At 66.2% G+C, this 13,698-nt stretch carries 10 protein-coding genes; 6 read left to right on the forward strand and 4 right to left on the reverse strand.

Annotation, left to right across the window (positions count from 1 at the left end):
- Positions 1-27 precede the first annotated feature (27 nt).
- Complete coding sequence (locus tag Q5H92_RS20020) at positions 28-591, forward strand: fasciclin domain-containing protein (RefSeq protein WP_305013331.1); 564 nt, start codon at positions 28-30, stop codon at positions 589-591.
- 200 nt (positions 592-791) lie between these two features.
- Here the strand turns inward: Q5H92_RS20020 and Q5H92_RS20025 are convergent, their stop codons facing one another.
- Positions 792-1,931 (reverse strand): DnaJ domain-containing protein, encoded by a 1,140-nt coding sequence (locus Q5H92_RS20025; protein WP_305013332.1) that lies wholly within the window; start codon positions 1,929-1,931, stop codon positions 792-794.
- Positions 1,932-2,076: 145 nt separating this feature from the next.
- Between Q5H92_RS20025 and Q5H92_RS20030 the strand changes: the two genes are divergently transcribed.
- The 5 genes from Q5H92_RS20030 to Q5H92_RS20050 all read left to right on the forward strand — a co-directional run bounded on the left by Q5H92_RS20030 (position 2,077) and on the right by Q5H92_RS20050 (position 6,616).
- Complete coding sequence (locus Q5H92_RS20030; RefSeq protein ID WP_305013333.1) at positions 2,077-2,454, forward strand: phage holin family protein; 378 nt, start codon at positions 2,077-2,079, stop codon at positions 2,452-2,454.
- Between the two features lie 11 nt (positions 2,455-2,465).
- Positions 2,466-3,416, forward strand: a complete 951-nt coding sequence (locus Q5H92_RS20035; protein WP_305013334.1) for a hypothetical protein — start codon at positions 2,466-2,468, stop codon at positions 3,414-3,416.
- Positions 3,388-4,182: a geranylgeranylglyceryl/heptaprenylglyceryl phosphate synthase gene (locus Q5H92_RS20040; RefSeq protein WP_305013335.1), complete on the forward strand. Its 795-nt coding sequence runs from the start codon at positions 3,388-3,390 to the stop codon at positions 4,180-4,182. Before Q5H92_RS20035 ends, Q5H92_RS20040 begins: the two co-directional genes overlap by 29 nt.
- A gap of 153 nt (positions 4,183-4,335) precedes the next feature.
- The gene (locus Q5H92_RS20045) at positions 4,336-5,745 is read left to right on the forward strand and encodes a phytoene desaturase family protein (RefSeq protein ID WP_305013336.1); all 1,410 of its coding nucleotides are present in this window, start codon (positions 4,336-4,338) and stop codon (positions 5,743-5,745) included.
- Entirely contained in the window at positions 5,738-6,616 is an 879-nt protein-coding gene (locus Q5H92_RS20050; RefSeq protein ID WP_305013337.1) for an alpha/beta fold hydrolase, read from the forward strand. Before Q5H92_RS20045 ends, Q5H92_RS20050 begins: the two co-directional genes overlap by 8 nt.
- Here Q5H92_RS20050 and Q5H92_RS20055 read toward each other — a convergent pair.
- The 3 genes from Q5H92_RS20055 to Q5H92_RS20065 all read right to left on the reverse strand — a co-directional run bounded on the left by Q5H92_RS20055 (position 6,549) and on the right by Q5H92_RS20065 (position 13,575).
- Complete coding sequence (locus tag Q5H92_RS20055) at positions 6,549-7,688, reverse strand: FAD-dependent monooxygenase (protein ID WP_305013338.1); 1,140 nt, start codon at positions 7,686-7,688, stop codon at positions 6,549-6,551. The two genes, Q5H92_RS20050 and Q5H92_RS20055, sit on opposite strands and share 68 nt — an antisense overlap.
- Positions 7,689-7,749: 61 nt before the next feature.
- The gene (locus Q5H92_RS20060) at positions 7,750-10,812 is read right to left on the reverse strand and encodes a sensor histidine kinase (RefSeq protein ID WP_305013339.1); all 3,063 of its coding nucleotides are present in this window, start codon (positions 10,810-10,812) and stop codon (positions 7,750-7,752) included.
- 321 nt (positions 10,813-11,133) lie between these two features.
- Positions 11,134-13,575, reverse strand: a complete 2,442-nt coding sequence (locus Q5H92_RS20065) for a T9SS type A sorting domain-containing protein (protein ID WP_305013340.1) — start codon at positions 13,573-13,575, stop codon at positions 11,134-11,136.
- Positions 13,576-13,698: the final 123 nt, after the last annotated feature.

Here is a 13,698-nt window from a genome sequence, read left to right on the forward strand (position 1 = left end):
ACAACATTCAGTCATCTTAGTATACCGATGAAAAAGTCCCTGTTTTCCCTCGCCCTTGTTGCCCTTTTCAGCTTTGGTGCTACCCACACGGTTTCGGCCCAGAAAGTGAAAACCGTAATGGTGGGCGGCGCCCCCATGTACCCCACGAAAAACATCGTGGAAAATGCCGTTAATTCGAAAGACCATACCACCCTGGTGGCCGCCGTGAAAGCCGCCGGCCTGGTGGAAACCCTAAGCAGCGCCGGTCCCTTCACCGTATTCGCCCCCACCAACGAAGCCTTCAACAAGCTGCCCGCTGGCACCGTTGAAACCCTGGTGAAGCCCGAGAACAAGGCCACCCTCACCAAAATCCTGACCTACCACGTGGTGGCCGGCCGCATGACCGCCGCCGACCTCATGAAAGCCATCAAAGCCGGTGGCGGCAAGGCCACCCTCAAAACCGTGCAAGGCGGTACCCTCACGGCCATGATGAAAGGCAAAGGCATTGAGCTGAAGGACGAAAAAGGCGGCATGTCGATGGTCACCATCGCCGACGTGATGCAGAGCAACGGCGTGATTCACGTAGTGAACACCGTGCTGATGCCCAACTAATTCGCGGCTTTCTGCAGATTATAAAAAACGCCGCTGGCTTCGTGCCAGCGGCGTTTTTTGCATTTGACTTAAGCTAAAAAGAACGTCATGCTGAGCGCAGCCGAAGCATCTCTACCGCAATAGTAAATAAATTACGTTGCGCAGTAGAGATGCTCCGGCTGCGCTCAGCATGACGTTCACTTTATTATTCTGATTCGCCATCACCTACACCCCTCCGCTGCCGGGCGGGCGTACTCGTAGCCCAGGCCCACGGCGCGCCGGTAAAACTCGCAGGCGGCGGTGGAGTCGCCGGTGCGGGCGGCCAGGCGGCCCAGCAGGAAGTGCGTCTGGCCGTCTTTGGGATTGGCCTGCAGGGTGTTAAAATAATCGGTGCGAGCCTCGGCGTAGCGGCCCAGGGCGGTGAGGGCCAGGCCGCGCACCTGCACGTAGCGCCAGGGCGTGGGGGCGGCGGCCCGGCGGCGCTGGGCCAGGCCGGTGGTGAGGTCGGCCAGGGCCAGGGCGGGGTTGTTCAGGTCGAGCAGGCGGCCTTTGCCGCGGGCCAGGTAGGCCGCGCTCAAGGCGGTGTCGAGGCGCAGGGCGTGGGAGTAGTGCTGGTCGGCCACGTCGGGGCGGCCGAGGTCGGTTTCGCAGCGGCCGAGGTGGTAGAGCACGTTGGCCGTAATGCGGCGCGGCTGCGGCTGGCGCAGCGCGGCCCGAAAATCGGCCCTGGCGGCTTGCGCATCGCGCTGCAGCAGGCGTTCCAGCTCGCCGTGGCGGCGCAGGGCGGGCGCGTCGGTGGGGCGGAAGTGCAAGGTTTCTTCTAGAAAAGCATAGGCGGCCGGGAAGTTGCCGCTGGCGTAGGCGCGCAGGCCGTCGTCGTAGTTGCGGTTGGCCGAGACGCGGTCCATCGTCGCTTTCACGGCCAGCCCAAACAGCACAATGCCCAAAATAAACAGCAGCGTCAGGCCCCAGTCGCGGGCGTTGAAGCGGGCGCGCTGCTGCGGAATGCGCTGGTAGTGCCGCTCGCGGCTGCCGGCCGGTGGGCGCGTGCGCAGGGGCGCGGGCGGCGGCATGGGCACGCCGTACACGTGCTGATTGACCGGGCGATGCTGCTGCTGGCGACGGGCTTCGTCGGCGCGGCGGGCGGCTTGCTGGAGCTGGAAGTCGTAGGTGGCGCGGCGGCCGGCATCGCCGAGGATGCGGTAGGCCAGGGCTACGGCCTTGAACTCTTCCTCGTAGCGAATGTCGCCGCCGTGCTTATCGGGGTGGTAGCGCACTACAAGCCGCCGGTAGGCGCGCTTGATGTCGGCGGCGGCGGCCGTGGGGGCTACTCCAAGAACTTGATAATGATTCTGACTCACGCGAACGGCAAACACAAACGGCCGCACAAAAGTCAGCCACGCGCCGAGAATTTCCGTAGAACCGCCGCAGTCTATCCTCCCTTTTCGGGGGAATGGTTGCGCTTTTTCGCTTTTATTCTTTCGTGCCACTCCTTTTTCGCGCCGTATGTTCTCCGACGACGACTCCTCCAAAACCCCTCGCAACGATAGCCTGATTGGCAATCTGACCGGCTATCTGGACACCCGCATCGACCTGGTGCGCCTCGAAATCCAGCAGAAGATTTCTACGGCCCTCGTGGGCACCATCCATGGCGTGACGCTGGCGGTGCTGGGCATATTTTTTCTCATTTTCCTGAGCGTATTTGCCGGTCTGGCCCTCAATTCGGCCCTCGACAGCCCATTCTGGGGCTTTGGCGTGGTGGCCGGCTTCTATTTGGTGCTGCTGGTGCTGGTGCTGGTGGGCGTCGACAAGTCGGCCTTCCAGGGCATCGTTAACAAGCTGCTCAAGGACACTATCTACAAATCTGACAAACGCCAAGCCTAAGCCTCGCTGCTATGAGTGACCTGCAAAATCCCCTGTTTGACGAAGAAAAAGAATTCCTCGAACGCAAAAAGCTGGAATACGAGCGTGCCCTGCGCGGCGACGTCGACCACATCAAGGACCAGTCGGTGAAGGTGGGCAAGATTGCGGCCGTGGGCGCGGGCCTGGCCGGCGGCATCTGGCTCATCACCAAAGCCTTCGGCGGCAAAAAGAAGAAAAAGAAACACAACCCGTACGTGGCGCACGACGAGCCCGCCGACGCCGACAACGACGCGTATGGTTTCGGCTACGGCTTCGACCAGGAGGCGTTCGACCGGCACGGCCCCGTGGCCGACGACGACGAAACCAGCGCCGAATACTACACCGCCGGCAACGGCAAGCGCTACAAAAGCAAGGTGTACCGCAAGTCGGCCGCCGAATCGGCTCAGGTTTTTGGCGCGCACGACGCACAAGGGCACAACGACGACGAGCCCGACTTTGCATCGGCCACCTCGCATGCCGAAAATCACGCGCAGCTGGCGGCCGCCGGCTTTCCGGAGGAATCGTCGGATTTCGATACCGACGAGTTTGAGGACGACCCGTTCCAGGACCTGCCCTACGACGACAGCCGCCGGCTGCCCGCCTCGCACGCCTTCGAGCAAGAGCACGCGGCCGCCCCGCAGCCCAGCCGCTTCAGTGGCGGCTCGCGCCTGGTGGGGGAGGTGCTGCAGTCGTTTTTGAAGTCTGACACCGGCAAGGTGCTGGTGGGCCAGGTGGCCGCCGTGGCCTTGGCTTTGGTGACCAAAAAGGTGAGCGAGTTCTTCCCAGCCGAGAAGAAATCGGACCCTGCTTCGGAGAATTCGGGCGCTACTTCCGACCTTGCAACTTCCGCGGGCTACGCGCCCGCTGAAACCGGGTTCGCGCCCGTTGCTTCGTCAGTTTCCCCAGATTCCCCGGATGCGTCCACCCACTCCCAGTCTTTATGATGCGTTGCGGACTCGTCGGCAGCACGGCCACAAAGCGTTGGCGGTGCTACTCGACCCCGATAACCTGAATGAAACCAGCCTGTTGCACCTGCTCCGCCTGAGCGAAGTGCATCCGGTCGATTACTTTTTTGTGGGGGGCAGTCTGGTGCTGAGTGCGCACCAGGCTGCCCTCATTGCGTTGATAAAAGCGCATTCCAGCGTGCCCGTGCTGCTCTTTCCCAGCCACAGCATGCACCTCGACGGCCCCGCCGACGGCGTGCTGCTGCTCTCGCTGATTTCGGGCCGCAACCCCGATTTTCTCATTGGCCAGCACGTGGTGGCCGCGCCACGCCTGCGCGCCAGCGGCCTGCAGCTGCTGCCCACCGGCTACATGCTGGTCGATTCGGGCCGCCAAACCACGGCATCTTACATGAGCGGCACCACGCCCCTGCCCGCCGATAAGCCCGGCATTGCCGCTTGTACCGCTTTGGCGGGCGAGCAGCTCGGCCTGAAACTGATGTACCTCGACGGCGGCAGCGGCGCCCAAAACCCCGTGTCGGCCGCCATGATTCGGGCCGTGAGTGAAGTCGTGGAAGCCCCCATCATCGTGGGCGGCGGCCTGAACACGGGCGAAAAGGTGTACGCCGCCCTGGCCGCTGGCGCCGATGTAGTGGTGGTAGGCAACCACATCGAAACCAATCCCGAATTTCTGGGCGAAGTGGCTAGCGTGGTGGCATCTTTTAACGAAGTGGCGCATTCGCAGCCACTGGGCAGAGTGCTCGAATAGGAATAGAACGGCTAGGCACCCGAACGTCATGCAGAGCGCAGCGAAGCATCTTTACCGCGCAACGCAATCCAATCGGCAGGATTTACTACCGCGGTAAAGATGCTTCGCTGCGCTCTGCATGGCGTTCTTTTTTAATAGCTAATAACCGACGCCATGGCAACTCAGATATTAGTCATCGGGGCCGGCATTGGGGGGCTGAGTGCGAGCATCCGGCTGGCGCGGCTAGGGTATCAGGTGCGGGTGCTGGAGGCGCGAAGCAGTGCGGGCGGCCTGGCCTCGGGCGTGGCGGCCGGCGGTTTTGCGCTCGATGCGGGGCCGTATATTCTGCTCGACAAGCCGGGGCTGGACTGGGCGTTTCAGCAGCTGGGCCTTTCCACCGCCGATTTAGGGCTGATACTTATTGAATCGGTGTACCATGTGTTGCATGAGGATGGCCATGCCACCGCCTTCGACCACAGCCTGGACGCCACGGCGGCCAGCTTTGAGGCGGCTTATGCGGGCAGTGGCGCGCAGTACAAGGCTTTGGTCAAGCGCACGTTTGGCATTCATCAAACCCTCAAACCCTTCACCTTCAAATCGCGCCCCGGTGTGTGGGACCTGTTGCGCAACGGCGCGTTGCGGCATGTACCCTTCCTGCTCAGCTCGCTCGATACCGTACTGAAGCAGTCGGGCCTGCCGGAGCCGGTGCGCAAGGGCATCAGCATCTGGACGCACGTGGCCGGGCAACCGGTGGCGCAGGCACCCAGCCCGATGGCCTTCGTGCCCGGCTTGTTTCACGAAGTGGGCGCCTACTATCCCAAAGGCGGCATGCAAGCCGTGGCCACGCTGCTGGAAAAAGCGGCGCGGGCCGTCGGCGTTGTTATTCAATACAATACTAAAGTCGATAGTATCCGCACGGCCCGCGGCCGGGTGGCGGGCGTGGAAACCACCGCGAACGAGTTCATTCCGGCTGAGGCCGTGGTTTCCAATTCCAACGGCATCGGCACTTATACGGAGCTGCTGGAAAATTTCAAGCCCACCGAAAAAGCAAAGCTGCGCCGGCTGCCGCTGCAGTCGCCCGGCGTGTGCGTGTATCTGGCGGTGCAGGGCCGCAACCCGCCGTACTACATCCGCTTCAAGCTGAACGGCACCGGCTGCACGGCCTTCGTGCAGCCTGGCCTGCTGGAACCCGACCTCGGGCAGGACGGCTGGTACCCGGCCCGCCTCATCGCTCCGCTCGACCATGCCACGGCCGCCGCGCTGGGCGAAGCAGGCCAGCACGCGCTGATGGACCAGCTACTGGCCGAGCCGTGGTGGCAGGAAAACATCGGCGCCTACCGCGTGCTGCACCGGCGCACCACCTTCGAGTGGGGCCGCGAATACACGCTCTACCGCGACAGCATGAACCCGGTGATGACTGCCCGCTTCATGCTCAAAGGCCGTATTGCCCACCGTAGCCCGCATGTGCGGGGCTTGTACCTCGCCGGTAGTTCCACGCACCCGGGCCAGTGGGTGAGCTTCTGCGCCATCTCGGGCGTGCTCGCGGCCGACTGTCTGGCCCAGGATTTCCCCGCTCATGCTTGACACCACGCTCGAAATCCACCAGCAGCACCGGGTGCGTATGGCCCGCCTAGGCCAGGGCGAAGCCGTAGTATTGCTGCACGGCTATCCCGAAAACCTGCAGGTTTTCAGTGAACTGGCTCCATTGCTGAGCGTTGGCAAGCAGGTTATTGCCTTCGACTGGCCTGGCATGGGCTACAGCGAAGCCCGGCCAGGCGGCGCTACGCCGCTGCTCATGGCCAAGCGCCTGCGGCAAATGCTCGATGACTGGCAGATTGAAAAAGCGCACCTCGTGGGGCAGGACATGGGCGGGCAGCCGGCTCTGGTATTTGCAGCCGAGTACCCCGAACGGGTGCTCAGCCTGACGGTGATGAACTCGCTGGTGAGCAGTGAGGCCGAGACATCGTGGGAAATAACGTGGCTGCGCCGGTTCGGCGTCAACCGACTGCTACTGCGGCACTTTCCGCGGCTGGTGTTCGGGCGGGCGCTGCACACGTTTCTGCCGCGCGCGGCGGCGCTGGCGCCCGCCGTGCGGCAGGACCTGTGGCGCGCCTTCCGGCAAGCCAGGGTGCGGGAATTCATCGTGCGGATGTGCGCCGGCTACGAGGCCCAGCTGCCGCGCCTGCCCCAGTGGTACCGGCAGGTGCAATGCCCCACGCTGATATTGTGGGCCGAGCGCGCCAGGCATTTCCCCCTGGCGCACGCCACGTATTTGCAGACCCAGATTCCGCAGGCGCAGCTGGTGGTGGTGCGTGGGGGCACGCATTGGATGGTGGTGGCGCAGCCGGGCGAAGTGGCCGGCCACATTCAGCGCTTCCACCGAAGCCTCAGTAGTTCAGGGTATACACCTGCGAAAACTGCTGCTCCACCAGCCGGGCCGGGGCCGCGCGCATAGCCAAATTGCGCAGGGCGGCGGCCGGGCCGGTCCAGTAGCCCACGCGGCCCAGCAGGCGCGAGGTGTGCACAATGTGTCGGGCTTTGGGCTGGCGCAGGCGCTGCAAGGCGGCGAAGGCTTGTTCGGGGGTGGCCTCACGGTGCAGGCACTGGGCCAGGGCGTAGGCGTCTTCCACGGCCTGGCAGCCGCCTTGGCCCATGTAGGGCGTAGCGGCGTGGGCGGCATCGCCAATGAGGCACACCCGGCCCCGGCTCCACTGCGGAATAGGGTCGAAATCGGCGATGTCGTTGTGGATGATGGGCGCCTCATCGGCCGCCGCCAGGATGGCGGGTACTGGGTAAGCAAAACCCTGGAAAAGGGCTTGCAGACCCGTTTTCAACTCGTGGCGCGAAGCCAGGCGGCCGGTTTTCACCACCGCAAACCAGTCGACTACGCCATCAGCTACTTCTGAAAAGCCAAACCGCACGCCCTGCGACCACGCCTCGATGATGGACTGCTTGAAAGCCGGCGCCAGATGCAGCTCTGCCATACCGCGCCAGACTTCGTGCCCCGTGCCGGCAAACCGCACGCCCGGAAACAACTGCCCGCGCACCGGCGAATGCACCCCATCGGCGGCCACCACAAAGCCAGCCTCGATAGTGCTGCCATCGGTGAAGGTGGCGGCCACGCCGTTGGGGATTTCCACCAGCGCGGTGCAGGATTTGGCCAGCAGCACATCGGCCGGGTTGATTTCGGCCAGCAGCAACGCCTGCAGCCGGGCGCGCGTGATGGCCGTGGTCGTGAAGCCGAACTGCTGCCGGACGCGGGCTTGGTTGGTGCGCAGCAGGGGGCGCATCTGGCCGTCCACAATTTGAATATTGCGCAGCGGCACCCCGGCGGCGTTTATCTTCTCGGCCAGGCCCAGGCGTTGAAAGACCTGCATGGCGTTGGGCGCCATCCAGATGCCGGCGCCTAGTGGCAGGATTTGGGGCGCCGCCTCGCACACCCGCACGGCCATGCCACGCTGCTGTAGGGCCACGGCCGCTGCGAGCCCGGCAATGCCGCCGCCAATGATGAGCCCGGGAGCCTGCATGCCCACGAAGGAACAACCTAAAAGCGGCACCCCCAAAGCACCCCAAAAATAAGCGGCTGGCCTAGCCCAGTGGCAGCTTCACCACCACCGCGAAGCCCGTGGGCAGCGGCTGGTAGCACACGGTGCCGCCCACGGCGCGGGCGCGGGCCTGCATGTTGGCTAGGCCGTGGCCGCCGGGGCGGGGCTGGCCGTCGTGGCCGTGGCCGTCGTCGGTCACGGTCAGCGTCAGGCCGGTGGCGGCAGTCAGCTGCACCGTGACGGTGGTGGCGCGGGCGTGCTTCACCACGTTGTGCAGCGCTTCTTTGTAAATGAGGTAGAGGTTGTGCAGCAGGTCTGGGGCCAGGTCCGGGTCGGGTAGGTCGGCGGGCACCTGAAAGCGTACGTTGAGGCCGGCGGGAGGCAGTACCTCCTGGGCATGGTCGCGCATGCGGTCCAGCAGTTGGCCCAGGCGCAGGTGCTCGGCGTCGAGGCCCCACACCACGTCGCTCATCTGTTGGGATGCTTGGCGCGAGGCGGCGGCCAAGGCGTCGAGCCGAGCCACGGTCTGGGCTGGGCTGTGAGCCGTTTCGCGCAGCAGGCTGCTGTGCATGCTGATTTGGGTGAGCAGGTTGCCCACGTCGTCGTGCAGGTCGGCGGCGATGCGCTGGCGCAGCGCATGCTCGGCTTGCCAGTACTGCTCGCGCTGCCAGCTGCGGCGCTGCTGCCACTGGTACACGCTGCCGGCCGCCACCGCCACCAGCAGGCCCGTGAGGGCAGCCCACACACCAGGCCGCCGCCACCAGTAGATGCGGGCGCGCACCGGCACGCGCAGCACATGGCGGGCGGGCGTACCCAGCCCGGTTTCGCCCCGCAGCTCCAGTGTGTAGTCACCAGGTTCCAGCCCTTGCAGGCGCAGGCGGTTGCTGGTACCCAGCTCCTGCCAGGCGGCCGGGCCGCTACCCAGCAAGCGGTAGGCGAAGCGGGCGGGCTCGGGGCCGTCGTCGTCGCTCAGGCTCAGGGCAAGGTCAGCGAAGGCATCGCCGGGGGCCAGCGTCAGGCCCTGGGGCAGGGTGCCGGGCAGGTAATCGGTGCGGATGGTATCGGGCTGGGCGTGGTGCTGGGTGAGGGTGGTGAGCAGCAGCCGGGGGCGGTGCTCGGCGGCGGCCAGGGCCTGGGGGGCGAGGAAGCTCAGCCCGCCCACGCCGCCCACGTACAGGCGCTGCCGGGCCGTGTCGTACCAGGCCGACTGGCGGTTGAGGTCATTGGTGGCCAGGCCTTGGGCGGTGGTCAGGTCGCTGCGGCGGCCGGTGCGGGGGTCGTAGCGCACTAGGCCCAGGTCGGTGCCCACCCACAGCACCCGCCCCGGCGGGGGGGCCAGCACAAAAGCCACCACCTCGCTGGGCAGGCCCCGGCCGCGCGTGAGCTGGCGGCGCACGCCCAGCCGGGGGTGCAGCAGCAGCAGGCCGGCATCGGCGGTGCCCAGCCAGAGGCTGTCGGGGTGGGTGAGTAACACGGCGCGCAGCAGGCCCGTGGGCAGGCGGCGGGGCGGCGGCTCGTCGGGGCCGTAGTGGCGCAGGGCTCCGGTAGCGGGTTGCAGGGCATACAGGCCCTGGCTGGTGGCCAGCCACAGCTCGCCGTGGGCACCTTCGGCCATGGCCTCAATCTCGCAGCGGTGCAAGGGCCAGGCGGCGTCGACCTCGCGGTAGCGGCGGCGGGTGCGGGTGGCCAGGTCAAGCAAAAACAGTCCTTCCTGCCCGCCGGCCCACAGCTGCCCAGCCCGGCTGCGCAGCAGGCAAAACGTGGTATGTCCGGTGGGCTGGGGGTGCAGGCCGGGCCAGGCCAGGCGCTCGGCCCGGGAGCCGGCCACCAGCGCCACGCCTTCGTTTTCGAGGCCCACCAGTAGGCGGCCGTCGGGCAGGGCCAGGCGGCAAAACCACACCCCCCGGCCGGCCGGGCTGGCCCAGCGGCGCAAAGGGGCCAGGGGGCTGTCGGCGGCTTGCGCGTAGGTGTCGGCGTAGGTGCCCACCAGCAGGCGGCCATCGGGCAGGCGGCCCAGGCTGCGGGTGCTCAAGTGCTGGCCGTCGGCCACGGGCAGGGCCTGCACGGCCAGCGGGCGGGGCCAGAGCTGCCACACGCCCGGCACCCCCTCGGCAAAGGCCCACAGGCCGGTGCCGTCGCGGTTGAAGGCCAGCCAGCCATTCCAGCCCGGCACCAAGGGCAGGGGCTGGGCGTGGAGCACGGGCGGTCCTGCCCGCCGCCGCACGCTCAGCGAGAGAAGCTGCCCGGCGCCCAGCCAGTACCAGGTGCTGTCGTGCACCAGCACATCGAGGTGGGGCGTGGCGGGCGTGTTGCGAATGCGAGGCCAGCTGGCCAGCACCCGGGGCAGGCGGGGCGGGCGCAGCTCCAGCAAGGTGCTGTCGTTGAGGGCGTAGGGGCCGTGCGGCAGTCGCAGCGCGTGGGTGGCGGGCTGCACGCGGCGCCAGCCGGCGACGGTGCGTAGGCGGTAGCGGTGGCTGTTGGGGGCTTGGCGCCGCTGCCGCCCGCCCGGTAGCAGCACCCAGCTCGAATCGTCATTGAACAGCAACAGCCGGCCGGCCGAGTCGGGTTCGAGGGCGCCGCTGCCGCCGCTGCCGGGCACCCGCCACACCAAGCGGGGCACTTGCCGGGGCTGGCGTAGCGGCAGCTGCAGTACCGCCTGCCCCGAGCTAGTGCCCCACACTACCCAAAGCGCCCCCTGGTGCAGCAGCAGGCTACGCGGGCGGTCGTGCGGGCCAATGCCGGGCGGAAGCGGCACCCGGCGCAGCTCGCCGCTGCCGGGCACGAAAGCGTAAAGACCATCGGGCAGCGCCACCCACACCGTGCCGGCGGCATCCACCACCACGCGGGTGGCCTGGCCGTGGGGCGTGGGGCCGCGCCGCACTAGCAGGGCCAGCGGCACGAGCTGGCGGCCGTCGTAACGAAACAGGCCCTGCCGGGCAGCTACCCAGGCAAAGCCGGCGGCATCGCGGGCAATGTCGCGCACGCCCACTGTGCTCAAGCCCCGGTCGGGGTGCTGCTCCAGCGCCTGGCCCTGGGCCACCGGCCCGGCCAGTAGCAGGCAGCCGGCCACCAGCCAGCGCAGCATTTTCATTGCATTAAGTAGCATACCGGCTAGGCGTCGAGAAGCGAGTGTAATTATCACCCGGCTTTATGCGCCAGCTGGCCATTCGAGGCGAGCCCGTAGGCCACCAATGAGGAACAGCGGGTAGAGTAGCTGTTTTTTCATAAAGTCAAGAAGAAGCTGGATTATTCTGCAACATTACAAAATAAGGCCTGATTTGTAAAGAATTATCATTGCCAACGCGGTGCCTCGCAGCGTAGGGCGTAGGGCTTTTCGCTGGGTTTAGGGCAAATGCACTATCGCCTGGCATACAAAAAGGGCTAACCCGCACGGGTAAGCCCTTTTCGATAACAAGCCAATGGCCGGCTACTCAATCACCACGCGCTTCACCACGCGGGTGTCGCTGGTCTGGAGCTGGAGCGAATACACCCCGGAGGCCAGGCCGCGCATGTCGAACACGACCGGGCCACCGGCCGCGGGCAGGCGCAGCTGCCGGGCCTGCACCGCTTGGCCCAGCGCATTGAGCAGCGTGGCCGAAGCCGTGCCGAGCGAGCCGGCGGGCACGGCCAGCGTGAAGGTGCCGTGGGCCGGGTTGGGCGCTAGGCCCACCATAGCCGCCAGGGCCTCGTTGCGGGTATCGGTTAGCACCGCCAGGCGCACGTTATCGATGCCCATGTCGGTCGAGCCCTGGTCGCTAGTAGCCCGGAAGCGGATAACCGTGGTGGGCGAAGTGCTGGCCAGCGTGGCGGAGTAGGAAGCAAAGGCAGGGCTTGTGCCCAGGGTGAGCACCGGGGTTGGGCTAAAGGTGGCGCCGCCGTCGTTGCTCACCAGCACGTCCAGCAGGTCGGTGCCGCTCACATTCACGTAGTCGAAGGTGAGTTGCTTGGGGCCGGGCGAGTTGCTCATATTCACGTACAGAAACAGGTCGCCGGTGGAAGTGGTGGGGGCACCGTAGGTGTGGAAGCGGGCCGAATGGACGCCCTGGCTGCTGACTGGCCTGTAAGCTCCCATCGACGGAACTGCCCAGAAGGCCGAGGTGCCGTCGTCGTCGCGGCGCCACGACGGGTCACCGGTCGAAGGGGAGCTGCGCCAGTGCGCCCCCGGGCGGTCTTGGATGGCACCGTCGTCCTGCCAGGTGCTTTCGAAGCCTTCCCCCAGGGGCAGGGAGGCATAGGTTGCCGGGGCCGGCAGGGTGAGCAAGGTGCCCAGCAGAGGCCGCGACGTTTGGCCCCCGCAAACGTTCCTCAACTCGATGTCATAAAGCGTGGCGGGACTCAGGCCGTTCACCGCCAGGGCGCTGCTGGCCGAGGTGACTGTAGCAGACGGGCCGCCGCCGGTTGAGTACGAGAGGGTGAGGCCGGCGGCGCCGGCAAGGGTGGCCGTAAATCCGGTCGGGCTGATTTTCGAAAACACTGTGGTTGCCGCGGCGGGTTGGGGGCACAGGGAAGCCGGCACCGTCACGGCTTCCAGCATGTACCGCACCCGCGAGCTCAGGCCAGTGTCGGAAAACAGCGCGGGCGTGGTAGCAGAGCCCGCGTAAAAGGCCCCCGTGCGGCCCGGCCCGTCCGGCTGGGTGCCCAGCGGATAATAATGCACCACCGGGCCGGTTTTGTAAGTCTGCACCAGCCCCACGAACACGGCGCCGGCCGGAAGCGACACCTGGCTGGAAAGGGGCAACGAGACGTAGGAGTTGAGCTCACTCGCCGTCACCACGTGGTCGGCCGAGCGGGCCAGCACGCGGCCGGAGGCGGGCTCCATCACCACGCCGTATACGGTTTTGCCAACGGTGGTTTCGGTGGTGCCGCCCCCGCTCACCAGGTAGGCCCGAACGTGCGACACGCTGAGCGGGGCAGTGTTGAGAAAGCGGCCGATAAACACATTGTTCTGGGGCGCAGTGGCAGTGGGCGGCGCGAAGCCCCGGGACGATTGCGCCGCCCCCGCGTCGGCGTAAGAATACGTGTCGGCGTTCACCACCTGCGTCACGGTTCGGGAATTATTGGTGGTGTTGCCATCGGCCGGGATGCTCACCGCCACGGTATTGGTGCCGGCGGCGGTGGGCGTAAAGCCCGGGAAATTTACGGTCGTGGTGCCGCCGCCCGCCAGCGCGGCAATGGTTTGGGTAGCGCTGAAAGGGTTGGCGCCCGTGATGGTGAGGGTGACCGTGATGGGCAGTTGGGGGCTCAGGCCATGGTTGGTCACCACCGCCCGCACCCAGTGGGGCGCCCCTTGCGGAATGGGCAGTTGGGTAAGCGTCTGGACCGCGTCTACCGACAGGTCGTTGGTGGGCGAAACCTGGGCGGCGCAAATCGTGAATCTGCCTGGAGTATCGGCGGAGCCGTAGCCCGACACGCACACGTAGTAGTAAGTGGCGGGCGTCAGTTGTTCCAGTATCAGACGCGGCGCCTGGGTGTTGTTGGTGGGCCCGGCCGCACAGCCGATGGCGGTGAATGGCCCGCCCGCGCCGTTGGCGCTGAACGCCCGCACCTGGCCCGCCGCGGTGCCTTCCACGGTGATGGCGGCTGCCGTACTACCGGGGCCAATGGAATCGGTCAGGAACCGGAACCACACATCTTTTGGGCTGATAGCGACGCCGCAGCCGGGGTTGGTGTAGCCCAGCGTGGCGGCGGCCGTGGTAGTAGCGCCTACGGTGGTGGCAATGGTGGGAGCGCAGGTGGCGCTCAGGCGTAGGCAAATGGCCTGCGCCGGGTCGTCATTCACGGGAGCCTGCGCGCGGGCGGCCAGTGGCAGCCACAAAACGGCCAGCACCAAGCTGGTGCAGCTGAGCCGGCTTAGGAAAGAAAAGCCCATAATACCGTGGGAAAAGGGTGAGACGATGGCGAACCGCAGCCTTGGCTACTGAACTCCACAAAGCACGCCCCTCCGTTCATGCGCCGCAATGACACGAAAGTGTCATATTATTTAAGCGTTTAA

Source organism: Hymenobacter mellowenesis (assembly GCF_030581005.1).
GTDB lineage: Bacteria > Bacteroidota > Bacteroidia > Cytophagales > Hymenobacteraceae > Hymenobacter > Hymenobacter mellowenesis.

What these genes read in the sequence shown, in the direction of transcription:
- Q5H92_RS20020 (WP_305013331.1), top strand. Translation starts at nt 28, where the DNA reads ATGAAAAAGTCCCTGTTTTCCCTCGCCCTTGTTGCCCTTTTCAGCTTT.
- Q5H92_RS20030 (WP_305013333.1), top strand. Translation starts at nt 2,077, where the DNA reads ATGTTCTCCGACGACGACTCCTCCAAAACCCCTCGCAACGATAGCCTG.
- Q5H92_RS20035 (WP_305013334.1), top strand. Translation starts at nt 2,466, where the DNA reads ATGAGTGACCTGCAAAATCCCCTGTTTGACGAAGAAAAAGAATTCCTC.
- Q5H92_RS20040 (WP_305013335.1), top strand. Translation starts at nt 3,388, where the DNA reads ATGCGTCCACCCACTCCCAGTCTTTATGATGCGTTGCGGACTCGTCGG.
- Q5H92_RS20045 (WP_305013336.1), top strand. Translation starts at nt 4,336, where the DNA reads ATGGCAACTCAGATATTAGTCATCGGGGCCGGCATTGGGGGGCTGAGT.
- Q5H92_RS20050 (WP_305013337.1), top strand. Translation starts at nt 5,738, where the DNA reads ATGCTTGACACCACGCTCGAAATCCACCAGCAGCACCGGGTGCGTATG.
- Q5H92_RS20055 (WP_305013338.1), bottom strand. Translation starts at nt 7,688, where the DNA reads ATGCAGGCTCCCGGGCTCATCATTGGCGGCGGCATTGCCGGGCTCGCA.
- Q5H92_RS20060 (WP_305013339.1), bottom strand. Translation starts at nt 10,812, where the DNA reads ATGCTACTTAATGCAATGAAAATGCTGCGCTGGCTGGTGGCCGGCTGC.
- Q5H92_RS20065 (WP_305013340.1), bottom strand. Translation starts at nt 13,575, where the DNA reads ATGGGCTTTTCTTTCCTAAGCCGGCTCAGCTGCACCAGCTTGGTGCTG.